Here is a 24,257-nt window from a genome sequence, read left to right as displayed (position 1 = left end):
GAGGGTGAGCGCGTAGAGCGCCCACCCTCTAGTGGTCGTCACCGCACGAGTCGGCGACGGGTGGACCCTGGGGTCCGGAAGAACTGACTACTCGGCGGTCTGGATGTTGACCACGCGGCGGCCACGGCGGGTGCCGAACTCGACGACACCGGCGGCCAGGGCGAACAGTGTGTCGTCCTTGCCGCGACCCATGTTCAGGCCGGGGTGGAAGTGCGTTCCGCGCTGACGGACGATGATCTCGCCGGCGTTGACGGACTGGCCGCCGAAGCGCTTCACGCCCAGGTACTGGGCGTTGGAGTCACGGCCGTTGCGAGTGGAGCTCGCACCCTTCTTGTGTGCCATGGTGTGTGCCTACCTTCGTTGAAAATGTATCGGGGACCGGGAGGATCAGGCGTTGATGCCGGTGATCTTGACGGTGGTCAGCTCGGCGCGGAAGCCCTGACGCTTCTTGTAACCGGTCTTGTTCTTGTACTTCATGATCGAGATCTTGGGACCGCGCAGGTCCTCGATGATCTCGGCCGTGACCTTGACGTCGGCCAGGGTCTTGGAGTCGGAGGTGACCTTGTCCCCATCGACCAGCAGCAGCGCAGGAAGCTCTACGGTGCTGCCTGCCTCGCCGGCGACGCGGTCAAGGGTCACGAGGTCTCCTACGGAAACCTTCTCCTGGCGGCCGCCTGCGCGGACAATCGCGTACACCACTTGGGAACTCACTTCTCTCGACATCTATGGACTGCGTGTGTGGGTCGGGCGGACTCCTGGATGCTGCGAATGTCGAGTCAGCCCGCTGCGGTGGTCGAGGACCGACCGCGTACCACGTGGCTGTCGCATCAGAACAGGGTGTTCGCCCGAGTGTGCCGCTCCCGCGTGCGGATCATAGATATGACGCACAGCGATGCCCGGCACCGACAGCCCAGACTACCCCATGCGGGGAAGTCACGCCAATCACCCCTCCTTGCTGCTCCCCCGCGCGGTCTGGGCGAAGAATGCCAGTTCGAGTCGGCACGCCCGCAGGAACGCGCGCCGCATCTCGGAGCGGCTCGCCGGGTTGGCGACGGCAGCCGCGCGGTCCACGGCGCGGCGCACCGTATCGGTGGCCGCCTGGAACCCCGGATCGCTGTAGGTGGCCAGCCAGTCCGCGTACGGATGCTCTTCCCACCCCACCGCGCGGGCACGCTCCATGAGCTCGGTCCCCACATGGGCGTAGAGCCAGTAGCAGGGCAGGATGGCCGCCGCTCCCACGGCGAAGCCGTCCTGCCCGGTGCGGGCCAGCAGGAAATCCGCGTAGGCGCTCGTGGTCTCGGACGGCTCGTGGGGTGCCCGCCCGGCCAGGCGGGCCCGGTGCAGGGCGGTCTCCGCGGTGACCACCGATGCCGAGGCAGACGCGAAGTGCTCCCGGGTGTCCTCGTCCGGGGCGGCCGCGGCGAGCAGGGCCAGCGCGCGGGAGTAGTACTCGAGGTACTGCATGTCCTGGTCCAGGTACCACTCGAACGCCTCGGGTCCCAGGGTGCCGTTCCCCAGGCCCCGGATGAAGTCCAGCTGCGCGATCTGCTCCCGGATCTCGGCGCTGTCCACCCACAGCTCGTCGGTGAACCGATCGCCCGGGACCAGGTCGCCGGCGGATGGCTCCCTTGGCGAGACGTCCGAGGCCGCCGGGGCTCCCTGCGTGGCTGCGCCCGCGGGGGCGGCGCCGTCCGGGTCCGCTGCCTCGGTGGCGTCGGCGGCGCAGGCCTCGGCCAGGAACTGCGGGTCCGTGACCAGGGCCTGTACGTGGTGCATGTGGTGCACCGGGCCGTTGCCGTGGCCCACGTGCAGGGTGTCCGCGATGCGCAGTGCGGCCCGCAGCCACTCGCGGGCCGTACCGATGCCCCCGGCCCAGTCCCCCGTGCGAGCCACCACGGTGGCCACGGCGGAGGACAGTGAGCAGCCCGTGCCGTGGGTGTTGCGTGTGACCACGCGCGGTCCGGTGAACTCGGCCACCGGCTCGTGGACGCCCGGGACCACGAGGGCGTCCGGCGTGAGCTCGCCGCCCAGGTGCCCGCCCTTGACGAGCACGCGCGTGCCGAAGGCGTCGGAGACGGCGCGGCCCTGCGCGAGCGCCTCGTCCCACGTGGTGGCCACGGGGCGCTCCGCGAGCACCGCCAACTCGGGAAGGTTCGGGGTGATGAGGTCCGCCGCGGGCAGCAGTCCGCGCAGAGCCTCCTCCGCCTCGCGCTCCAGCAGCCGCCCGCCGGCGGTGGCGACCATCACGGGGTCGACAACGACCACGGGCGCGCGACCGGCCGCGAGCCACTCCCGGACCGTCTCGATGACGTCCACGGAACCGAGCATCCCCACCTTCACGGCGTCGAGCTCGACATCGTCCGAGACCGCGTCCAGCTGCGCGCGCAGAATGTCGACGGGAGGGGTGTGCACGCTGCGCACGCCCTGCGTGTTCTGGGCGACCACCGCGGTGACAACGCTGAGGCCGTAGCCGCCCATCGCGGCGATCGACTTCAGGTCCGCGGCGTGGCCAGCGCCGCCGGTGGGGTCCGTCCCGGCGATCGACAGGACGCGGGGCACGGTGAGGACGGGTGCGGTGTCCACGACATCCCTTCGCTAGTGCGAGCTAGATCAGGTTCGACGGGTGTGTTCTCAGCCGCGTGGCGCGGCACCCCGTGTGTGCTCCACCGATCATGCCACAGGGGCGCCCGGATCCCTCCGGACGCCCCTGCGGCATCGGTTCACCTCTCGCACCAGTGGGGTGCGGCGGCGTTCACTCTCCCTTGCGGGTCATCGTGATGTCCTGGGCCTTCACACCCACGCCCACCACGGTGGGCTGCCCGTCCATGGTCGCGGCCTTCTTCGGGCCGGTGGCCGCCGCGGTGAAGCGGCTGACGGTGGACTTCTGCGCCTCGTACTCCTGGGTGGTCACGCTCGCTGTGCCGGGGGCGGCAGCCGGCGCCACCGCACGGCGCGAGCCACGACGACGCCGCGCCGGTGCCGGCGTCTCGGCCGCTGGCTGGGCAGTGGTGGCGGGAACGCCGGAACGGCTGCCCGCGCCCCCGTTCTGCGCGGGCGCTGCGGTCTTTCCGGTGGATGTCGGGGCGTTCGACTCCGCGTCCTGACGGCCGCCCTGCTCGGCACCACCGTCGCGTCCTGCGCGGCGGCTGCCCTGGCGGGACCCGCCACGGCCGTTGGACGAACGGTTGCGGGAGCTGCCCCCGCGCGAGCCGGAATCAGCGGTCTCGGGGCCCTTGCCCTCGGAGCCGTCGAAGCTCTCGGACTCCGGCGCACCGGATCCGCCACGGTTCTTCCCCGACTGCGCGGAGTCACCGGAGGTCTCCTCTGTGAACGCCGCCGTCAGCGAGTCCAGCGAGAGCGACTCCCCGGGCCCTGCGACGTCACGCGCGCCGGAGCGGTCCTGGCCGGACTGTCCCTGCGGGAGTTCGATGACCTCGCCGTGGATCGTGACGCTGGAGGAGCTGTCCGCACCCTCGGAGGAGTCTCCCGCGTCCGCCGAGCCCTCCTGCTGGGTGCCATTCTCCTCGCCCTGCGGCCCACGGCCCCGGCTGCGCTTGCCGCGGCGCTTCTTGCGGCGGCGGCCGCCGTCGGACTCGCCGTCCGAGGTGCTGCGGTTGTCCAAGTCCCCGTGGGTGCCCGCGGAGCCGTGAGTCTCGGGAGTACCGTCCGTGTCCGAGCCCTGCCGGTTCTGGCCGCCACCCTGCGGGGTGGCCTCGGCACCGGAACCGTGCTGCGCGGCGTCGTCGTCCTCGTGCGTGGAGGCTGAGGCGATGTTCGCGAGCGCAGCGCGGGTGGCCTCGGCGCGGGCCTGGTTCTCCTGCTCCTCCGAGCCCGCGCCCCGGTTCTGGGACTTGGAGTGCCCCTGCTGCTGGTTGCTTTGGGGCTTGCCGGAGCGAGAGCGCTTGCGCTCGTTGCGGTTGCCACGGTGGTCCGTGGGCGCGGCGCTGGAGCGGCCCTGGAGCGGGTGGTCGTGGACGACGACGCCGCGTCCCGCGCACTCCTCGCAGGGCTCCGAGAAGACTTCGAGCAGTCCGGTGCCCATGCGCTTGCGCGTCATCTGCACGAGACCCAGCGAGGTCACCTCGGCCACCTGGTGCTTGGTGCGGTCCCGGCCCAGGCACTCCACGAGCCGGCGCAGCACGAGGTCGCGGTTGGACTCGAGCACCATGTCGATGAAGTCGACCACAATGATCCCGCCGATGTCCCGCAGCCGCAGCTGGCGCACGATCTCCTCGGCAGCCTCCAGGTTGTTCTTGGTGACGGTCTCCTCGAGGTTGCCGCCGGAGCCCGTGAACTTGCCCGTGTTGACGTCCACCACGGTCATGGCCTCGGTGCGGTCGATCACCAGGGAGCCACCGGAGGGCAGGAACACCTTGCGCTCCAGCGCCTTGTGGATCTGCTCCTCCACGCGCATGTGCTCGAAGAGGTCCTCGTCCTCGGTCCAGCGGTGCAGCCGGTCCAGCAGGTCCGGGGCCACGTAGGTCACGTAGGCCTCGATGTTGTCCCACGCCTGCTCGCCCTGGACCACCATGGCGGTGAAGTCCTCGTTGAAGACGTCGCGGACGGTCTTGATGGTCAGGTCCGGCTCCGCGTAGAGCATCTCCGGGGCGAGCGTCTTGGTGGACGCGGCCTTCTCCTGGATCTGCTCCCACTGGGACCGCAGCCGGTTGATGTCGTTGGTCAGCTCCGTCTCGGAGGCACCCTCCGCCGCGGTGCGCACGATCACGCCCGCGCCCTCGGGCAGGCGGTCCTTGAGGATCTTCTTCAGCCGCTGCCGCTCGACGTCCGGCAGCTTGCGGGAGATCCCCGTCATAGAGCCTCCTGGCACGTACACGAGGTAGCGGCCGGGCAGCGAGACCTGGCTCGTCAGGCGTGCACCCTTGTGGCCCACCGGATCCTTGGTGACCTGCACGAGGACGGCGTCCCCTGACTTCAGGGCGTTCTCGATCTTGCGGGGCTTCTTGCCGAGCTCGGCGGCGTCCCAGTCCACCTCACCGGCGTAGAGCACGGCGTTGCGGCCGCGCCCGATGTCCACGAACGCCGCCTCCATGGACGGCAGCACGTTCTGTACCTTGCCCACGTACACGTTGCCGATCAGGGAGTCCTGCTGCGTGTGGGAGACGAAGTGCTCCGCGAGGATTCCGTCCTCCAGCACGCCGATCTGGATCCGGTTCTCCTTCTGGCGCACGAGCATCGTGCGCTCCACGGACTCGCGGCGCGCGAGGAACTCGGCCTCGGTGATCACGTGGCGCTTGCGGCCGAACTGGCGGGACTCACGGCGCCGCTGTCGCTTCGCCTCCAGGCGCGTGGAGCCCTTGACGCCCACCACCTCGTCCGGGCCGGTGCCCTCGGAGCCGCCGCGGGGGGCGCGCACGCGGGTCACGGAGCCGTCGGAGTCGTCCACGAGCTCCATGTCCTCCTCGCCACGGCGCCGACGACGACGCCGCTTGCTGGAGGCGGTGCCCAACTCGTCCTCGTCCTCGTGGTCACCGCGGGCGCCACGCTCGGCCTCCCGCTGCGCCTCGCGCTCCTGGGCGGCCTCGCGGAGGCGAGCGGCCTGCGCCTCGGCGGCCTTGCGGATCTCGTCCGGGTCCGGCGCGTGGAACATCAGGGACGCGCCGGGGCCGAAGGCGCCGAAGTTCTCCTGCGTGGGGGGCTCGGTCTCCTCCTCGGTGACCTCCACGGTCACGTTCTCGACGGCCTCGGCCGTCTCGGCCGCCCCGCTCTGCTGCAGCCCGGACTCCGACGGCGTGACCTCGCCCTGACCCGCACCGGCGTCGGTGGGCTCCGCCGCGGACGGCTGCGCTGAGGCACCGAGTGCGGCGGCGGCCTTGGTGTCCCCCGCGGGGATCTCGCCGACCGTGGCCGAGGTGGTGCCCTCCTCGGCCGCGGCAACCGCAGCGGCGTCGTTCGCCACGGAGGCGGTGGCCGGCTCGGTACTAGCGGCGGCGTCCTGCACGACTGGGGTGGAGGCCGCGGCCTCCAGGGGGGACTGGGAGTTTTCCTGCTCAGGTTCCATGTGTGGTTGTGCTCCTGCTCGGGGCACCGCCCGCACCCGGGCCCGAGGTGTGCTCGGTCGGTCGAGCCGGTGTTCTCCACGCGGCCGCCGGAAGTCGATTTCGTACCCGCGGGCGTGGCGTGTGTCACGCGCGCCGTCCACGGGCCGACGGATGCCCGAGCCGCTGGGTCCTGGGGACCGCGGACTTGACCGGTGCGGACGCGCTCGATCCTCTGAGAGCCGCGGGTCCGCACCGATGCCGATCGGTGCTCCTGCCGGGTCGGGTCCTCATGTGCGGCTGAGGGCCGACCACCTGCAGTATCTCACAGTCGTCCCCCTGTCACCGCGCATTCCGCGTGGTGCAGCGCACACGGTCCTCCTGGAGGTGATCCCGGCGGCGGGCACTCCCCACCCGGGCCCGGCGGTGCACCGAGTGGACGCCCATACAGGTGGTCTACCATCGGGCGCGTGAGCTCAACATCCCCCGCACCAGCCGCACACCCCCACGATCCGGTCCGGGACCACTCTCCCGTTCCCGTTCCCCGGGCGGACCGCTCCTGGGCCTGGCTCGCCGTCGTGTGCTCCGTGGTGGGCTTTGCCGCCTCCGCCGTGCTCGTGGCCGAACGGCTCGCGATCTTCCAGGACGCGGGCCACCGCTCGAGCTGCGACTTCAACTCGTGGCTCTCCTGCGGCACCGTGATGCGCACCCCCCAGGCGGAGCTCTTCGGCTTCCCCAACCCGTTCATCGGCATCGTGGCCTACGCCGTGGTGCTCGCGGTGGCCGTGGGTGTGCTCGCCGGCGCCCGGTACGCGCGCTGGTACTGGGTGCTGCTGTGGCTGGGCACCGCGGCGGGTTCCGTGTTCACCCTGTGGCTGTGGTGGCAGACCACCTTCCACATCAACGCCCTGTGCCTCTACTGCATGATCGTGTGGTGCGCCCAGACCCTGCTGCTCGCGCACACCACCGCCCGGATGCGCCAGGCCGGGATCCTCAGCTCCTCCCCGCGCGGGATGGACTCCGGGCTCTCCGCGTGGGCGTGGTTCAGCGGCATCGCCGCCCTGGTGGTGGTCTTCGGCGTGATCGCCGTGCGCTTCGCCACGGTCATCTTCGGCTGAGTGCCCTCGTCACCTGAGCGCCCTCTCCACCCGGGCACCCTGACCACCTGAGCGCCCCCGCCGGACGCCCGACACCGTACGACGCCGGCGCGCCGCGGGCTCCCGGACCATGTCCAGGGGCCGCGACGCGCCGTCGTCGTCTCTGCGGACCGAGGTCCGCGTCCTGTCGGCGGGTGAGAGCCGGTCAGCCGAACCAGATGCCGATCTCGCGCTCGGCGGACTCGGGCGAGTCGGAGCCGTGCACGAGGTTCTTCTGGACCTTCTCGCCCCAGTCGCGCCCGAGGTCGCCGCGGATGGTGCCCGGGGCGGCCGTGGTGGGCTCGGTGGCGCCGGCGAGGCTGCGGAAGCCCTCGATCACGCGGTCGCCCTCGACGACCGCGGCCACCACGGGCCCGGACATCATGAACTCCACGAGCGGCTCGAAGAACGGCTTGCCCTGGTGCTCGGCGTAGTGCTGCTCCAGGACCTCGCGGGTGGCCGTCACGCGCTTGAGCTCGGCTAGGGTGTAGCCCTTGGCCTCGATGCGGGCCAGGATCTGACCGGTGAGTCCGCGCTGGACACCGTCCGGCTTCACGAGGACGAGGGTGCGCTGCGTCATGAGGATCTCCTTGCTGGTCACGGACTCACGGGGAGTCCACTGCGGTGCACCGCGCTCTGTGCCTCTCAGCTGCAGGGCGCTGCCGGTGCCGGGTTGTCGGGTGCTGTGGCGAGCCTATCCGCCCGGGCCGGGGGTCCGGGAACGCGGCCCGGGGCAGGGCCCGCCCCGGGCGGTTCAGGTCTGAGGGTGGGCTTCCTCCCAGCGGCGCTGCTCCTCCGCGCGCTGGGCGTTCTCCCGGTCCATGCTTCCGCCCTTGACCACGGCGTACCACCAGGCCAGGGCGCACATGGCACCGATCACGAACATGGCCGGGACCACGAACCCCGTGGCGATCAGCACGAGCTGCAGCACCCACCCCGCGGCGTAGCCCCACGGCCGGCGCAGCACGACGCACGCCATGACGAACACCGCCGCGAGCACCACGGCCCCGACCATCAGCCAGACCTTTGCGGGAGTGCTCCAGTCCCGTGCCACCAGTCCGAACGCGGCCAGCGCGGCGAAGAAGACGATGAAGGCCTCGATGCTCAGCACGCTGGACGCGAACATCGTCTTGACCGAACCCTTCTTCTTGGGCTGTCCGGGGCGCCACTCGCGCTGCGCCTTGCTCATGCGGGCCATGCGGTTCCTTCCGAGGGTCGGGGGTGGTGGGTTCTGGCGCGGGGGTCACAGCTCGAGCAGCGCACGCGCCTCACCCACCACGGTGATCGACCCGGTGATCAGCACGGCCCCGTCCGAGGCGTGCCGGTCCACGGCGTCCTGGACGGCGGCCGAGCACGCGTCCTCCAGTCGCGGTGCCACACGCACGGCGTCCTCGTCGAAGCCCATGTCCACGGCGATCTCCGCCAGCTCCTGCGGGTCCATGGCCCGCGGGGACTGCGAGCGCGTGCACCACAGGGTCACGTCGAACTCGCGGTACTCGTCCGCGAGCACGCGGAACATGGCCTCGGAGTCCTTGTCCTGGAGCACGCCCACCACGAGGTTCAGGGTGGTGAACGTGAACGCCTCGCGCAGGGCGGCCGCGGAGGCGAGCAGCCCGTGCGGGTTGTGGGCGGCGTCGAGCAGCACGGGCGGAGCGGTGCGCACGAGCTCGAGCCGGCCCGGCGAGGACGCGGCGCCGAGCCCAGCGGCCACGAGCTCCTGGTTCAGCGGCTTCTCGCCGCCCCCGAGCAGGGCCTCGACGGCGGCCACGGCCACCGCGGCGTTCTGCGCCTGGTGGGCGCCGAACAGCGGCAGCATGAGGTCCTCGTAGCGCGCGGCGAGGCCCTGCAGGGTGATCACCTGTCCGCCCACGGCGGTGGTGCGCTGCTCGACCCCGAACTCCACTGCCTCGAAGCGGAACGGGACGGAGAGCTCCGTGGCGCGTTCGAGCAGCACCTGGGCGGCGCCGGGCTGCTGCGCGGCGCTCACGAGGAACCCGCCGGGCTTCACGATCCCGGACTTCTCCCCGGCGATCTCCTCCACAGTTTCACCGAGCATCCCGGTGTGGTCGAGGTCGATGGGCGTCACCACGGACACCGCGGCGTCCGCCACGTTGGTGGCGTCCCACGAGCCGCCGATGCCCACCTCCAGGACCATCACGTCCACGGGCTCGTCCGCGAAGACCGCGAACGCGAGCACCGTGAGGGTCTCGAAGTAGGTCAGCCGGGGGGCGCCGTCCGCCTCCAGGTGGCGGTCCACGAGGTCCAGGTACGGGGCGATCTCGCCGTAGATCCGCACGAAGGTCTCGTCGGAGACGGGTTCGCCGTCGATGCTGATCCGCTCGGTCACGCGCTCCAGGTGCGGGCTCGTGTAGCGGCCCACGCGCAGGTCGTGGGCCAGCAGCAGGGACTCGACCAGCCGTGCGGTGGAGGTCTTGCCGTTGGTGCCGGTCACGTGCACCACGGGGGCGCTGCGGTGCGGGTCCCCGAGGGCCTCCACGGCCAGCTGCACCGCGTCCAGGCGCGGCGCCATGCGGTCCTCCGGCGCGCGGGAGAGCAGGTGCTGGTAGATGTCCTCCACGGACGCGAAGTTCTCGTGCTCGCTCGCCGCGCTCATGCGGACACCACCTCCACGCTCACGCTCAGGTCCGTTGCGGGGACCAGCTCCAGCTCCTCGGACAGGGTCTCCCCCGCCACGAGCTCGCGGTTGGCCTCCACGGCCGCCACGGTGGTGGCGTCCGCGGCCACGCGGGTGCGGATACGGTCGGAGACGTTCAGCGCGGCGTCCTTGCGGGCCTGCTGGATGGCACGCACGACGTCGCGCGCGACGCCCTCCGCGCGCAGCTCGTCCGTGAGCCCTGTGTCCAGCACCAGGAAACCGCCGCCCGGCAGCACGGTGACGGCGCGCGCGGAGCTCGCCGCAGCGTCGTCGACCACGGTGACGAGCTCGTACTCGCCCTCCTGGAGCTCGACCCCGCCGGCGACGACGCCGCCCTCCTCGCTCACGGACCAGTCACCCGTCTTCGTGGCCCTGATGACCTGCTGCACCTGCTTGCCCAGGCGTGGGCCCGCCGCGCGGGCGTTGACCTTCAGCTCCTGGGAGATGCCGTAATCGGCCGCAGAGACCTCATCCGCGTCCTCGAGGGTCACGGAGCGCAGGTTGAGCTCGTCCGCGACGATCTCCTGGAACGTGCCTTCCAGGGCATGGGCACCGGGAACCGCGACCGTCATGCCTGCGAGCGGCTGGCGCACGCGCAGGCTGTTGGCCTTGCGCAACCCGGAGCCCGCCGAGCTGATGGCGCGCGTGCGGTCCATGACCGTGACCAGGTCCTCGTCCCGCGGGAACAGGGACGCGTCCGGCCAGTCGGTCAGGTGCACGGAGCGCCCGCCCGTGAGACCGCGCCAGATCTCCTCGCTGATCAGCGGCAGCAGGGGCGCGCTCACGCGGCAGACCGTCTCCAGGCACGTGTACAGCACGTCGAACGCCTCCGTGTCCTCCTCGAAGAACCGCTCACGGGAACGGCGCACGTACCAGTTGGTGAGGGTGTCCATGTAGCTGCGCAGCCGCTCGGCGGCCGCCCAGATGTCGTACTCGTCGAACAGCCGCTTGGTGTCGGTGACCAGCGCACCGGTCTCGGCCAGGATGTAGCGGTCCATCACGTGCTCGGCGTCGTAACGCAGCTGGGCGTCGTAGCCCGCTCCCCCGTGCGCGGCGTTCGTGTAGAGACCGAAGAAGTGGTAGACGTTCCACAGGGGCAGCAGCATCTGTCGCACGCCGTCGCGGATGCCCTGCTCGGTCACCACCAGGTTGCCACCGCGCAGGATGGGCGAGGACATCAGGAACCAGCGCATGGCGTCCGAGCCGTCCCGGTCCAGGACCTCGTTGACGTCCGGGTAGTTGCGCAGGGACTTGGACATCTTCTGCCCGTCCGAGCCCAGCACGATGCCGTGGGAGATCACGTTGCGGAACGCCGGGCGGTCGAACAGCGCCGTGGCCAGGATGTGCAGCGTGTAGAACCAGCCGCGGGTCTGGCCGATGTACTCCACGATGAAGTCACCGGGGTTGTGCGTCTCGAACCACTCGCGGTTCTCCATGGGGTAGTGCACCTGGGCGTAGGGCATGGACCCGGAGTCGAACCACACGTCCAGCACCTCGGGCACCCGGCGCATCACGGACTGCCCCGTGGGGTCGTCCGGGTTGGGGCGCGTGAGGTCGTCGATCCACGGCCGGTGCAGGTCCACCTCGCCGGAGGCGTTGCGCGGCAGTCGGCCGAAGTCCCGCTCGATCTCCGCGAGCGAGCCGTAGACGTCCCGGCGCGGGTGGTTGGGGTCGCTGGACTCCCACACGGGGATGGGCGAGCCCCAGTAGCGGTTGCGCGAGATCGACCAGTCGCGGGCGTTCTCGAGCCACTTGCCGAACTGGCCGTCCTTGACGTTGCCCGGGATCCAGTTGATCTCCTGGTTCAGCTCGACCATGCGGTCCTTGAACGCGGTGACGCTCACGAACCACGAGGACACCGCCCGGTAGATCAACGGGTTCCGGCAGCGCCAGCAGTGCGGGTAGGAGTGCTCGTAGGAGGCCTCACGCACCAGCACGCCGCGCTCACGCAGGTCGCGCACCACGGTGCGGGTTACCTCCTTGTCGAACACGTTCAGCCCCGCGAGCGCGGCCAGCGGAGCGCCCTCGGCCAGCGAGTCGTCCGCGAAGAACGGGTAGAACCGGCCGCTCTCGTCCACGGTGAGCACCACCGGGATGTCGTGCTCGGCGCACGTCCACTGGTCGTCCTCGCCGTAGGCCGGGGCCTGGTGCACGATGCCCGTGCCGTCCGTCGTCGTCACGTAGTCCGCCACGAGGATCTGCCACGCATGCTCGGTGCCGAAGCGCTCAGCGTCGGTGAAGTAGTCCCACAGCGGGGCGTAGCGGATGCCCGCGAGCTGCTCACCCGTGTAGTGCGCCGTGACCGCGTCCCGCACGGCGGCGGCCGGGTCCTCGGCGTCGCCGTAGCCCAGGTCCTTCGCGTAGCCGGGTGCCAGCTCCGCGGCCACGAGGAAGCGGCGGCCCGCCAGCTCCCCCGCACCGGGCACCAGTGCGTAGTCGACTGCGGGCCCGACGGCGAGCGCCTCGTTGGTGGGCAGGGTCCAGGGGGTGGTGGTCCAGGCGATGGCCTCGGCGCCGGCGAGCTCCGCGGCCACGGCGGGCTCCGCGGCCCAGGAGGTGTCGGCCGAGAGCCGGAACGCCACGGTCAGGGAGGTGTCCTGGCGCATCTTGTAGACGTCGTCGTCCATGCGCAGCTCGTGGTTGGACAGCGGCGTCTCGTCCTTCCAGCAGTACGGCAGCACGCGGTAGCCGGAGTAGACGAGGCCCTTGTCGTCGAGGGCCTTGAACGCGCTGATCACGGACTCCATGTAGTCCGGGTTCAGCGTCTTGTAGTCGTTCTCGAAGTCCACCCAGCGGGCCTGGCGGGTCACGTAGTCCTGCCACTCGGTGGCGTAGGTGAGCACGGAGGAGCGGCAGGCGTCGTTGAACTTGTCGATGCCCATCGACTCGATCTCCTGCTTGTCGGTCATCCCCAGCTGCTTCATGGCCTCCAGCTCGGCGGGCAGACCGTGGGTGTCCCAGCCGAAGCGGCGCTCCACGCGGCGGCCCTGCTGGGTCTGGTAGCGGGCCACGAGGTCCTTGACGTAGCCGGTGAGCAGGTGGCCGTAGTGGGGCAGGCCGTTGGCGAAGGGAGGGCCGTCGTAGAAGACGAACTCGTTGGAGCCGTCCTCGCCGCGCTCACGCTGGTCGATGCTGGCCTGGAAGGTGTGATCCAGCTTCCAGTACTCGAGCACCCGCTCCTCGATGAGCGGAAGCCGCGGTGCGGGCGGCACACCCTGAGCGGCGGGGTCGGTGCTCGCCTTGGGATACACGAAAGAGTCGGACACGGTGCTCCATCCTGAGATGACAACGGTTTCAGGATGCGAGGACGCCCGGGCGCACGGGGCGCCGGTGGCGCGGTACCACCTCGCTTGTCCGCCGCCTCGCCGGCTGCTGCCGACGACGCCGCGGGCCGCTCGTTGAGGGCTGTCACGTGCCCGGGACGTCCGGTTCTACTGGGGCCGCTGGCGGCCGGTTCTTCCGGAGGGGCTCCCCGGTGATGGCCGGATCAGCGCCCGCGCGCACGAGGCGCGCCCGTCCATGATAGCGCGCCGGACGGCGTCGTCCTCCCCCGGCATCCGTGACGTACGGCGCTCGGGGCGTGACCGGCGCCCGGGGGCGCTGTCCCGGCTCGTGATGGCCCCGGGGCTCCCTGCGCCGTCGGCGTGGTCGACGCGCCCGGGATCTCACCCCGCGGGCTGGAACTGCACGCGGCCCTCCTGCACCCGCACGGGATACACGGGCAGCGTCCAGTCCCCGCCGGCCACGCACTGCCCGGTGGCGAGGTCGTAGGTCTCCTTGTAGAGCGGTGAGGCCACCGTGTGCTGCTCGCCGTGGCGGCCCACGATGCCGCGGGCGATCACGAGCGCACCGGAGCGCGGGTCCCGGTGGTCGGTGACGAACACGCGGTCGTCATTGGTGCGGAACACCGCGTACTCGTGCCCGGCCACGATCGCGGCCTCGCCCCAGTTGACCTCCAGGTCCTCGAACGCGCACACGTCCACCCAGCCTTCCGCGTCCGGGGCGGACGGCCGCCGCGCCCCCTCGCCGTGGGCGGCCGGAGACCCCTGCGTGGTGCCCTGCGACGTCGTGCTGTCCATGGAAAACCTCCCACCGCGCCGCGCGGGCGCCCAGATAATTCGCATTCTCGGCGCTAATCTAGCAGTGTCGCGTCCGTCACGGACGCGGGACGCCAGCCGGACCCCGGAAGGACACCCCATGACAACGCTCTCCGATCGACCCGCGGCCGAGAGGCCCCGGTCCGTCCTCGTCCTCGGTGGAGGCCCCGCCGCGTTCCGCCTGGTCCGCGCACTCACGGAACGGGCGGAGGAGCCGCTGAGCATCACCGTGCTCGCGGAGGAGCCCTACACGCCCTACGACCGCGTGGCGCTGGAGCAGCTCTTCGACGACCCGGAGCGGGACCTCACCCTGGGCGACGGCTCCCTGTGGTCCCGGCCGGAGGTTCACCTGCTCACGGAGACCCGCGCCGTGGCCCTGGACCGCGAGCGCCGGGTGGTCACCGACCAGCGGGGCGAGGAGCACCCCTACGACGACGTCGTGCTCGCCACCGGCTCGCGCGCGGCCGTGATCCCCATTCCCGGCTCGGACCACACCCACGTGTTCCGCGGGGTGGACGACGTCCGCGGCATGGTCGACGAGGTCGCGGAGCTCACCGCGCGGCTGGGGCGCAGGCCCCGGGCCGTCGTGGTGGGCGGCGGACTGCTCGGGCTGGAGGCCGCCCAGGGGCTGCAGCACGTGGGCGCGGACCCCACCATCCTGGATGTGGCCTCGTGGCTGCTGTCCATCGAACTGGACCAGGCCGGCGGGCACATGGTCAACGACCTCATCCGGGCCACGGGGATCGGCGTGCAGTGCGGCGCGTTCATCTCCTCCGTGAACCTGGACGCCTCCGGCTCCGTGGTCTCGGTGTCCCTGGCCGAGTCCCTCGGGGACGAGTCCCAGGTGCACACGATCGACGCGGACCTCGTGGTGATGGCCGCGGGCATCCGCCCCAACGACGACCTCGCGAAGAACGCGAACCTGCCCGTGGGCCCGCGCGGCGGCGTCGTGGTGGACGAGGGCTGCCGCACCGCGGACCCGCACGTGTGGTCCATCGGGGAGGTCGCCCACATCCTCGGGCGCACGTGGGGACTCGTGGCGCCGGCGAACGCCATGGCCGAGGCCACGGCCGTGAACCTGCTCGGCGGGGACAGCGCCGTCGCGGACTTCGACGTGGCCACCAAGCTGAAGTTCTCCGGCGTGGACGTCGCCGGCTTCGGCGACCGGCTGGGCAAGACCCCGGACTGCCTCGAGGTCGTCTACGCGGACCCGGCGCGCGGGATCTACCAGAAGATCGTGGTTGCCCAGGACGCCCGCACCCTGCTGGGCGGGGTGTTCGTGGGCGACACCGCACCCTTCGACTCGCTGCGCCCCCTGCTGGGCCGCGAGCTGCCCGCCGAACCGGGCGTGTACCTCTCCGCCGCCGGCGGGGACGGGCCCGGGGACATCGACCTGCCCGACGACGCCGTGCTGTGCTCGTGCAACAACGTGGACTTCGGCACGGTGCGCTCCGCGATCGACGCCGGCAACCGGGACGTCGCCTCGCTGAAGGCCTGCACGAGCGCCGGAACCCAGTGCGGCTCGTGCGTGCCCATGCTGGAGAAGACCCTCAAGCAGCGCATGAAGGCCCTCGGGCTCTCGGTCTCCAAGGCCCTGTGCGAGCACTTCGAGCTCTCCCGGCCCGAGCTCTACGAGGCCGTGCGCAGCACCGGGCTGGAGGACTTCGAGTCCGTGCTCGCCCGCTTCGGCACCGGCGAGGACGGCTGCGCGGTGTGCAAGCCCACCGTGGCCTCCATCCTCCACTCCCAGGTCCACGCGTACTCGCTGGACGGCGGGCGCGGCACCCTGCAGGACACCAACGACCGCAACATGGCCAACATGCAGAAGGACGGCACCTACTCGGTCATCCCCCGCATCCCCGGCGGGGAGATCACCCCGCGCAAGCTCGCCGTGCTCGCCGCCGTGGGCGAGAAGTACGGGCTCTACACCAAGATCACCGGAGCGCAGCGGATCGGACTCTACGGCGCCCGCCTGGAGCAGCTGCCCCGGATCTGGCAGGAGCTCGTGGACGCCGGCTTCGAGTCCGGCTCCGCCTACGGCAAGGCCCTGCGCAACGTGAAGTCCTGCATCGGCAACTCGTGGTGCCGCTTCGGCGTGCAGGACTCCGTGGCGCTCGCCGTGGACATGGAGAACCGCTACCGCGGGCTGCGCTCGCCCCACAAGTTCAAGTTCGGCGTGTCCGGGTGCAGCCGCGAGTGCGCGGAGGCCCAGGGCAAGGACGTGGGCGTGATCGCCACGACCCACGGCTGGAACCTGTTCCTGGGCGGCAACGGCGGCTCCAACCCCGCGCACGGGCGGCTGCTCGCCAAGGACCTCACGCGCGAGGAGGTCTTCCGCTACGTGGACCGCTACCTCATGTACTACATCCGCACCGCGGACCGGCTGCAGCGCACCGCCCGCTGGTTCGAGGAGCTGGACGAGACCTACGGGGACGGCACCCAGCACGTGCGCAGCGTGATCGTGGACGACTCGCTCGGCATCTGCGCGGACCTCGAGGCCGAGGTGGAGCGGCACCTGGAGGCGTACGAGGACGAGTGGGCCGCCACCCTCGCGGACCCGCAGCGCATGCGCCGCTTCCGGGCCTTCATCAACGAGCCCGAGGGCGATCCCGCGGACCTGGACGCGCGCATGTACGTGCTCGAACGCGACCAGATCCGCCCCGCCACCCCGCAGGAGGTGGACGAGTCCGAGGCCGGGAACGGGCACCGCGTGCTCGTCTCCGGGGCGAAGATCCCCGTGGGCCAGCCGTGAGCGGGCGTTCTCCGAGCAACTGCGCCTGAGGCTGCCCCTGACCCGCGGTCCTCTGAGCAGTCTCTCCTGAGCGGAAGGGCCCGGGGCCAGTTCGCTGGGAACATTACCTGGGGACGGCAGCCGGGAGCCCTCACGGGCTCCCGGCTGGGGTCCTCAGCGTTCCCCGACGGCGTCGTCCTCCCCCAGCGCGGCCACCCGGCCGACCAGGATGACGGCGGGCGCCCGCACCCCCCGCTGCTCCGCGGTGGCGGCAATGCTCGCCAGGTCCCCCACGGTGCACCGCTGCTCGGGGGTCCACCCCCGCTCGACCACCGCCACGGGGGTCTCCGGCGGGTAGCCTGCGGCCACGAGTGTCTCGCAGTGCCGGGCCAGGCCGCGCACGCCCATCATGAGGATGAGGGTGTGGCCGTCCCGGTAGGGCACGTGGTGCAGCTCCTCGTGCGCGGTGATGACCGTGAATCCGTGCGCGAGGTCCCGGTGCGTCACGGGGATCCCGGCCGCCGCGGGCACGGAGATGGCCGAGGTCACCCCGGGTACCACCTCGGTCCGGATGCTGTGGGCGTGGCAGTACTCGACCTCTTCGCCCCCGCGGCCGAACACGAACGGGTCCCCGCCCTTCAGCCGCACGACACGGTGCCCGAGCCGCGCCTCCGCAACGAGGGTCTCGTTGATCCGGTCCTGGGTGACCTTGTGGTACCCGGCGCGCTTGCCCACGTCCACGATCCGCGCGTGGTCGGAGAGCTCCGGAAGCAGAGACGTGGGCCCCAGCCGGTCTGCGACCACGACGTCCGCGCCGGCCAGCAGCCGACGGCCGCGCAGCGTGAGCAGGCCGGGGTCGCCGGGCCCGCCACCCACCAGGGCCACGGTGCCCGGGGCCTGCGCGCCCGGTTCGCGCTCCACGCCGTCCTCGGACGCGCGGTGCGCGCCCACGGGGATCTCACCGCTCTCCAGGCGCGCGGCCATCCACGCCGCAACCCGCTTGGCGCGCACCGGGTCGCCCGTGGCATTGACGGCCACCGTCACACCGTGGGCGCGCGCGGTGGCCGGAACCCAGGCAGCGGAGTGCGCGGCGTCGCCGCCCTTGACGCAGAAGACACGACGCCGCTCTGCCTCCCGCGCCACGAGGTCCTGGAGGTCCGGGGAGTCCGTGTGGGCGAGCACGAGCCACGCGCCGTCGAGGTCCTCCGGGGCGAAACCGCGCTCGTGCCAGGTCAGCTCCCCCGCGGTGGCCAGCTCACGCAGGTCACCCGTCACGCGCGGAGCCACGAGGTCGACGACGGCGCCCTCGGCCAGCAGGCCCGGCACCCGCCGCGCCGCGACGGGACCGCCGCCGACCACCAAGACACGGCGTCCGGACAGGTTCAGGCCCAGGGGGTAGGTCATGGCCGGCGGAGCTCCTCGGGCGGGCGGCCCGGGTGAGAGGCCGTCCTCGTGCGGTGGTCCGGGCCCGGGGGCGCGGCGATTGCAGCGAGTGGTCGCCACGGCGGAGCCGACACACCGGGGCACGGTGGGATCCCCGCCATGCTACGCACAGCACCGTCCGCGCCCGCCCGACCCGTCACATACGCGTCACGCGTGTCCCGTCACTCTGTGGCGGCGCCGAGGCGCCAGTACCCCATGAACGAGACGTCGCTGCGGGACACCCCCGCGCTCACGCACATCCGGCGCAGCGACTTCACGCCCGAGGATTCCGCAGCGAGGAACCAGTACGTGCCCCGGCCCTGCGTGCTCGCCGTGTTCCACACGAACTCCGGTTCCTCGGTCGTGGTCCCGGGTGCGCTCGCGGTCCCGGGCTCCGCGCGCCTCCAGCCCCGCCTCGAGCGTTCGCAGAGCCGGGCCCACAGCCACAGCTCCAGTGCCAGGTTGCGTGCCCGGTGCTCCCGGGGCAGCCACGTCCAGGACAGCTCGGTGCCGCCCGCGAGCCGCACACGCAGCGCACGGTCCCCCGGGGACGACTCCGCCCGCTCCAGTGCGCGCGGTCCGGCAGCCCGCGCGGCGTCACCGCCCGTGGGAACTTCCACGGCCACCTCCAGCCGTCGAGGCGGCGCGCAGCTCGTGCCGTCCGCCTGCACCCGCACCCCCCGGTCGAGGCCGTCCACGATCGCCGCCACGGCCGGCAGCGCCGTCTCGTCTCCGGCGAGCACGACGTCCTGCCCGGCGGCCCGGTGCTCGTCCCACGCGGCCCACCAGGCGGCGTCGCCCGCGGGAACCAGCAGCTGGACGTCCTCGCCCTCCCGCGCGGACTCGCCCCACGCGGCCCCGGGGCCCATGCCGTGCTCGGGGTCCCCGTGGAGCACCACGTCGATCGCGAGCTCGGGGACCTCCCGTCCGGCGATGTCCACGGTGGTGGCGTCTCGCACCGTGTAGGTGCGGATCCAGCCGCTCTGCTCGGGCGGCGCGGCCATGAACTCACGGCGCCAACGGGCCACGTCCGAGACGTCCACGTCCAGAAGCTGCCCGCGCCGCGGCGGGACCAGCACCTTGAGGTAGGCGTCGGCGCGTGGACCTGGGCCCTGCTCACCCCACGGCATCGTCCACAGCTGCTCACCCGCCACGCGCACCCGCACAAGGTGCTCGCTCAGCCGCTCGGTACCCGTGACCCGTGCGCTCACGCATGTCAGCTGCGTCACGACCGCGCCCCTTCCGCTGGGGCGTCCGCGCGCCCGGTGGACAGCGGGATCACCACACGGGCCCCGGTGACCTCGTCGTGCAGCACGCGCGCCCGCATGTCGAACACGGAGCTCACGGTCTCGTCCGTCATGACCTCGTGGGCGGGTCCGCGGGCGGCCACGCCGCCGTCCTTCACGGCCACGAGGACATCCGCGTACCGGGCGGCCAGCGAGAGCTCGTGCAGCACCATGACCAGTGTGATGCCGCGGGTCCGCTGCAGCTGGCCCAGAATGTCCAGAATCTCCACCTGGCGGGCGATGTCCAGGTAGGTGGTGGGCTCGTCGAGCAGCAGCACGTCCGTCTGCTGCGCGAGGGCCAGCGCGATCCACACGCGCTGGCGCTGCCCGCCGGACAGTGCGGTGACCTGCCGGTCCACCAGCCCGGCCAGCCCGGTGAGGTCGATGGCCTCGGCCACCGCGGCGTCGTCCTCGGCGCGCCAGCGCCCGAAGGCTCCGCGGTGGGGGTGGCGTCCGCGGGAGACCAGCTCCTGGACGGTCACGCCCTCGGGCGCCAGCGGGTCCTGCGGCAGGAACCCCACGGTGCGCGCGAAACGTCGGCGGTGCCACGCGCTCACGTCCTCCCCGCCCACGAGCACCTGTCCGGAGTCCGCGGTGAGCTGCCGGGCGCACGTGCGCAGCAGCGTGGACTTGCCGCAGCCGTTGGCGCCGACCAGCGCGCTCACGCGCCCCGCGGGGAACGAGACGCTCACGTCCCGCAGGATCGGCGCGCCGCCGTAGCCGACGCTCAGCCCACGCACCTCGAGCGACGACGCCACGCGCTGCCGGTCCCCGGTCGCGTCCACCTGTTCCTGGAGAGCACTCATGCCTCCCCCTTTCCTCGACCGATCAGCAGCCACAGCAGCACGGGCGCGCCCGCGGCGGCCGTGACGACACCCACGGGCAGTGCCAGGGTGGGGATGGCCTCGGCCGCCACGTAGTCCGAGACCACCATGAGCAGTGCACCCACCAGTGCGGCGTGGTGGGCCCTGCCCTCACCACCGCCGAGCCCGCGCGCGACGGGCGCGGCCATGAAGGACACGAACGCCACCGGGCCGACCGTGGCTGCGGCAACGGCCACCAGGGCCACGGCCAGGCCCAGCGCGGCGAGACGCACCCGCGGCACCCGAACGCCCAGCCCGGCCGCGAGCGCGTCGCCCGTTCCGAGGGCGTCCACGGCGGGGACCAGCAGTGCGCACAGGGGCAGCAGCACGAGCAGGGTGAGCACCATCCGGGCGATGTCCTGCCATGATGCGGCGGCAAGCGAGCCGGTGAGCCACTGCATGGCGTCCTGCGCTGCGTAGATGTCCGCGCGGGTGAGCACGGCGTTGATCGCCGCACTCGTGAGCGCGCCCCCCGTCACGCCCGTGAGCACGAGCCTGCCGATGTTCGCGCGCGTCCCCCCGGCGGCCAGGACGACGGCGGCCATGAGGCCGAAACCGCCGGCGAGCGCGCTGAGCGTGACCGCGGCGCCGGAGAGCCCGCCCACGGTGATGGCGAGGACGGCGCCGAGGCCGGCTCCGGAGGAGACGCCCATGATGTCCGGGGAGGCCAGGGGGTTGCGCAGCACCCGCTGGAAGAGGTGGCCCGCGAGGCCGAAGGCGATTCCCGTGAGGATGCCCAGCGCGGTGCGGGGAAGGGTGATCTGCCAGACGATGTAGTCCGCGGGCCCGGTGTAGTCGTGGGCCAGCACGGCGAGCAGGTCCGGCACCGCCACCACGTATTTGCCCAGGGCGATCCGCGCAAAGCTGGCGACCAGGAGGGCGGCGAGCAGTCCGGTGGTCACCCGGCGGGTGCGGCGTCGGGTGCGGGAACGGGAGGCGCGCACGGCGGTGACGGTCTCGGAGCGCTGCGGTGGGTGTGCGGTCAGGGTGCTCACCAGGTCACCGCCTTCCCGCGCAGCACGGCCACGAGGGCCGGGGCGCCGAGCACGACGAGGGCGATGCCCACCTGGATCTCGCGGTCCGGGACGAGCACGCGCGCCACGACGTCGGCGAGCAGCACGATGCTGGGCCCGGCGAGCAGGCACGCCGGAACCACGCGGCGGTAGGACACCCCGGTGAGGACGCGCACCGCGTGGGGCACCAGCAGCCCGCAGAACACGAGCGGTCCCACCAGTGCGGTGGACGTGCCGGCCAGCAGCACCACGGCCAGTCCGGCCAGCGTACGGGTGAGAGCCGGGTGCGTGCCCAGGCCGCGCCCGAGGGCGTCGCCCAGGGTCAGGGTGTCCAGCGAGCGCGCGACGGCCCACCCCAGCAGCAGGCCCACCAGGACCACCGGGGTGGCGAGCAGCAGGAACGAGCCGTCCGGGCGGGTGAGCTCCCCCACCTGCCAGCGGCGGAACGTGTCGAAGGTGGCCTGGTGGCTCAGCAGCACGGAGCTGGTGAGCGCGGTCAGTCCGGCGGAGACGGCGGCGCCCGTGAGGGCCAGGGTCACCGGGCGCGCCCCGCCCCGGGCCGCGGAGGCCAGGGCGTAGACGGCCGCCATGGCGACCGCGGATCCGAGGGCCGCGAGCCAGAGCTGGTCCACCGTGGCGGTGAGGCCCAGGAACGCACCGCCCGTGACCACGGCGAACGCCGCACCCGCGGTGAGGCCCAGGATCCCGGGGTCACCCAGCGGGTTGCGCGTAGCGCCCTGCAGCAGCGCGCCGGCCACGGACAGCGCGGCGCCCGTGAGCACACCGGCCGCCGTGCGCCACACGCGGGTCTGGACCACGGCGCCGTCGATGGCCGTGACTCCGGGAACGTTCTCCGGGTCCCCGAAGAGCACCTGCGGCACGGTGCGCCACGTGGCGTCCAGGGAGATGGGACGCGCGCCGCACGAGACGGAGAGCACCACCGCCGCGGCCAGCACGGCGAGCAGGACCAGCCACAGGACCGGCCCGCGCGCCGTCCTGCGTGCGCGGGTGGAGCCCCGGGCCTCGGGGCGGACGGCGGTGGCGCTCACGCTCACGGAGGTCAGGCCCCCAGGGCGTTCTTGATCGCCGGGACGTGTGCGTCCAGCGCGTGCGGCATGGACAGCGGCGAGGACGAGTAGCCCGAGAGCACATCCGGCTTGGAGGTCAGGAACAGCCCGTGGCCGTCCTTGATCGCCGGGATCGTCTTGAGCACGGAGTCGGTGCGGAACTTCTCCGCCTGGGCGTCATCCTCTGCGGCCGCCACGAAGAGGTCGCTCTGCAGCTCGTCCGCCCGCTCCTTGGGCCACTCGCGCCAGAACTCGTCACCGTCGATGTTCTCGGTGACCACCGGGGCCAGGCTCAGGCCCAGCGAGGTGAGGAAGCGGGGCCGCCCGTCCGTGGGGCCGTAGAAGCCCAGGCTCTGGGTGACGTCCCCGTAGATGAAGGTCTTGCCCTTGGCGTCCCCGAGGTCCTCCGAGCGCTTGCTGACGAGCTCCTCGGTCTGCGAGACGAGGTCGTCACCGGCCTGGGAGCGGCCCAGGGCCTTGGCGGTGAGCTTCTGCATGTCCTGCCACGAGTTCACCCACGGGCCCGTGGGGTAGGCCACCACGGGGGCGATCTCGGTGAGGCGCGTGTACTCGTCCTGGGTCACCCCGGAGTTCACGGCGATGATCAGGTCCGGGCTCAGCTGCGCGATCTCGGTGAAGTTCACGCCGTCCGACTCGTCGATGGTCGTGGGGCTCTGCCCGCCCAGCTCGGTCACCTTGGCGTCGAACCAGTCCGTGGAGCCCTTGTCGTTGCCGCCCCACGAGACCTTGGTCATCCCCACGGGGACCACGCCGAGGGCCGCCACGAAGTCCTGGGTGTTGCTCGCGCCCACGCACACGACGCGCTCGGGGGCCTTCTCCACGGTGGTGCTGCCGAGCTTGTGCTCGACCGTCACGGGGAACGCGTCGGTGGGCGTGGACGAGGCGGTCGCCCCCGGGGTCGCGGCGCCATCGCCTCCGCGGGATCCGGTGGAGCACGCGGCGAGGCCCACGATGGAGGCCAGGGCCAGGCCGGAGCCGAGGACGGCGCGGCGGCTGAGCTGGTGACGGGGCTGGGGCAGGTCGCGGGGCATGGGCTCTCCTGGAGCAAAGAATTTGATAAGGCTCGCCTAACCTAATTCCTCGTCCCGGCGCTGGCAAGCGGAGACCGCCCCGTGCTCCAGAGGTTCCCCGCCGCCACGCGGGGCCACGCTCAACTGGTGGTGCGGATCACCTTGTGCGGTGCCGCCTGGGCCACGGGCTTGAGGGTGAGGGTGTCGATGTCCACGTGGTGCGGCAGCTCCACCGCGAACGCGCAGACCTCAGCCACGTCCCGGCCCGTGAGCGGCTTCTCGACACCCTCGTAGACCTTGTCCGCACCCTCGGCGTCCCCGTCCAGGCGGCGCAGCGAGAACTCCGGGGTGTGCACCATCCCGGGCGCGATCTCGACCACGCGCACGTTGTGCTCCGCCTCCTCCAGCCGCAGCGCCTCGGTCATGGCGCGCTCCGCGTACTTCGCGGCGTTGTACCCGGAGCCGCCCTCGTAGGCGCGCATGGCGGCGAGCGAGGTCAGGTTCAGCACCGTGCCCTCCCCGTTGGCCCGCAGCGCGGGCAGGAACGCGCGGGTCACCCGCAGCGTGCCGAGCACGTTGACCTCGTACATCCACTGCCAGCGGTCCACGTCCGCGTCCGCCACGGAGTCCGTGCCGCGCGCCCCGCCCGAGATGTTGAGCAGGGCGTCCACCGTGCCGGCCTCGCCCAGCACACGGTCCCGCAGCGCGTCCACCTGCGCCTGGTCGGTGATGTCCGTGGGCACCGGTACCGCGCCGGTGCGCTCGGCCAGCTCCGCGAGCCGGTCCTCGCGGCGGGCCACGGCGTAGACGGTCCACCCGCTCGCGCGCAGCCGTTCCACGGTGGCCTCTCCGATTCCCGTGGAGGCCCCGGAGACCACGGCCACCTTGCCGTCGCCGAGCCGGGCGGGGGCGGGATACGTCGATTCCGTGCTGTTCGTCATGCCCCCGATTCTACCGAC

18 protein-coding genes and 1 riboswitch are annotated in these 24,257 nt (G+C 72.1%); of the genes, 2 read left to right on the top strand and 16 right to left on the bottom strand.

Annotated elements, in window-relative coordinates; genetic code table 11:
* Positions 1–87 precede the first annotated feature (87 nt).
* The 4 genes from rpmA to B3G12_RS12225 form a co-directional block, all read right to left on the bottom strand.
* Complete coding sequence (rpmA, locus tag B3G12_RS12240) at positions 88–342, bottom strand: 50S ribosomal protein L27 (RefSeq protein ID WP_012398199.1); 255 nt, start codon at positions 340–342, stop codon at positions 88–90.
* Positions 343–387: 45 nt separating this feature from the next.
* Positions 388–699, bottom strand: coding sequence for a 50S ribosomal protein L21 (gene rplU, locus B3G12_RS12235; protein ID WP_055083891.1), 312 nt, complete (start codon positions 697–699; stop codon positions 388–390).
* A gap of 243 nt (positions 700–942) precedes the next feature.
* On the bottom strand, positions 943–2,583 hold the full coding sequence (locus B3G12_RS12230) for a bifunctional hydroxymethylpyrimidine kinase/phosphomethylpyrimidine kinase (protein ID WP_290500589.1): 1,641 nt from the start codon (positions 2,581–2,583) through the stop codon (positions 943–945).
* Positions 2,571–2,665: riboswitch (TPP riboswitch) on the bottom strand. (Overlaps the previous gene by 13 nt.)
* Positions 2,666–2,752: 87 nt before the next feature.
* The gene (locus B3G12_RS12225) at positions 2,753–6,019 is read right to left on the bottom strand and encodes an Rne/Rng family ribonuclease (RefSeq protein ID WP_290500587.1); all 3,267 of its coding nucleotides are present in this window, start codon (positions 6,017–6,019) and stop codon (positions 2,753–2,755) included.
* A 447-nt stretch (positions 6,020–6,466) separates the two neighbouring features.
* Between B3G12_RS12225 and B3G12_RS12220 the strand changes: the two genes are divergently transcribed.
* Entirely contained in the window at positions 6,467–7,114 is a 648-nt protein-coding gene (locus B3G12_RS12220) for a vitamin K epoxide reductase family protein (protein WP_144942595.1), read from the top strand.
* Between the two features lie 184 nt (positions 7,115–7,298).
* Here the strand turns inward: B3G12_RS12220 and ndk are convergent, their stop codons facing one another.
* The 5 genes from ndk to nirD all read right to left on the bottom strand — a co-directional run bounded on the left by ndk (position 7,299) and on the right by nirD (position 13,867).
* Positions 7,299–7,712, bottom strand: coding sequence for a nucleoside-diphosphate kinase (gene ndk, locus B3G12_RS12215; RefSeq protein WP_055083885.1), 414 nt, complete (start codon positions 7,710–7,712; stop codon positions 7,299–7,301).
* 174 nt (positions 7,713–7,886) lie between these two features.
* Positions 7,887–8,330, bottom strand: coding sequence for a DUF4233 domain-containing protein (locus B3G12_RS12210; protein ID WP_144942593.1), 444 nt, complete (start codon positions 8,328–8,330; stop codon positions 7,887–7,889).
* Between the two features lie 45 nt (positions 8,331–8,375).
* Positions 8,376–9,746 (bottom strand): bifunctional folylpolyglutamate synthase/dihydrofolate synthase, encoded by a 1,371-nt coding sequence (locus B3G12_RS12205; protein WP_145009256.1) that lies wholly within the window; start codon positions 9,744–9,746, stop codon positions 8,376–8,378.
* The gene (gene ileS / locus B3G12_RS12200) at positions 9,743–13,054 is read right to left on the bottom strand and encodes an isoleucine--tRNA ligase (RefSeq protein ID WP_144942591.1); all 3,312 of its coding nucleotides are present in this window, start codon (positions 13,052–13,054) and stop codon (positions 9,743–9,745) included. Before ileS ends, B3G12_RS12205 begins: the two co-directional genes overlap by 4 nt.
* A 399-nt stretch (positions 13,055–13,453) precedes the next feature.
* Positions 13,454–13,867, bottom strand: coding sequence for a nitrite reductase small subunit NirD (nirD, locus tag B3G12_RS12195; protein ID WP_144942590.1), 414 nt, complete (start codon positions 13,865–13,867; stop codon positions 13,454–13,456).
* Between the two features lie 118 nt (positions 13,868–13,985).
* On the opposite strand from nirD, the gene nirB reads away from it, so the two are divergent.
* Positions 13,986–16,637: a nitrite reductase large subunit NirB gene (gene nirB / locus B3G12_RS12190; RefSeq protein WP_145009263.1), complete on the top strand. Its 2,652-nt coding sequence runs from the start codon at positions 13,986–13,988 to the stop codon at positions 16,635–16,637.
* Between the two features lie 153 nt (positions 16,638–16,790).
* Here the strand turns inward: nirB and cobA are convergent, their stop codons facing one another.
* From cobA to B3G12_RS12155, 7 genes are all read right to left on the bottom strand, one after another.
* Positions 16,791–18,020, bottom strand: a complete 1,230-nt coding sequence (gene cobA / locus B3G12_RS12185; protein ID WP_144942588.1) for a uroporphyrinogen-III C-methyltransferase — start codon at positions 18,018–18,020, stop codon at positions 16,791–16,793.
* A 200-nt stretch (positions 18,021–18,220) separates the two neighbouring features.
* Positions 18,221–19,267 (bottom strand): siderophore-interacting protein, encoded by a 1,047-nt coding sequence (locus B3G12_RS12180; protein ID WP_144942587.1) that lies wholly within the window; start codon positions 19,265–19,267, stop codon positions 18,221–18,223.
* Positions 19,264–20,130, bottom strand: a complete 867-nt coding sequence (locus B3G12_RS12175) for an ABC transporter ATP-binding protein (protein ID WP_145009271.1) — start codon at positions 20,128–20,130, stop codon at positions 19,264–19,266. The genes B3G12_RS12180 and B3G12_RS12175 overlap by 4 nt, the downstream gene beginning before the upstream one ends.
* On the bottom strand, positions 20,127–21,182 hold the full coding sequence (locus B3G12_RS12170; protein WP_244944670.1) for a FecCD family ABC transporter permease: 1,056 nt from the start codon (positions 21,180–21,182) through the stop codon (positions 20,127–20,129). Before B3G12_RS12170 ends, B3G12_RS12175 begins: the two co-directional genes overlap by 4 nt.
* A complete protein-coding gene (locus B3G12_RS12165; protein WP_290500578.1) occupies positions 21,179–22,249 on the bottom strand; it encodes a FecCD family ABC transporter permease in 1,071 nt (356 codons plus the stop codon). Before B3G12_RS12165 ends, B3G12_RS12170 begins: the two co-directional genes overlap by 4 nt.
* Positions 22,250–22,260: 11 nt before the next feature.
* Complete coding sequence (locus B3G12_RS12160; protein WP_145009277.1) at positions 22,261–23,319, bottom strand: ABC transporter substrate-binding protein; 1,059 nt, start codon at positions 23,317–23,319, stop codon at positions 22,261–22,263.
* A 119-nt stretch (positions 23,320–23,438) separates the two neighbouring features.
* The gene (locus B3G12_RS12155; protein WP_145009280.1) at positions 23,439–24,239 is read right to left on the bottom strand and encodes an SDR family oxidoreductase; all 801 of its coding nucleotides are present in this window, start codon (positions 24,237–24,239) and stop codon (positions 23,439–23,441) included.
* Positions 24,240–24,257: the final 18 nt, after the last annotated feature.

Origin of the sequence: Kocuria sp. UBA5001, from assembly GCF_002398425.1 — a bacterium.
Classification (GTDB): Bacteria; Actinomycetota; Actinomycetes; order Actinomycetales; family Micrococcaceae; genus Kocuria; species Kocuria salsicia.
Note: the sequence above shows the minus strand (reverse complement) of the source record. Positions and strands in the feature narration are given on the sequence as shown.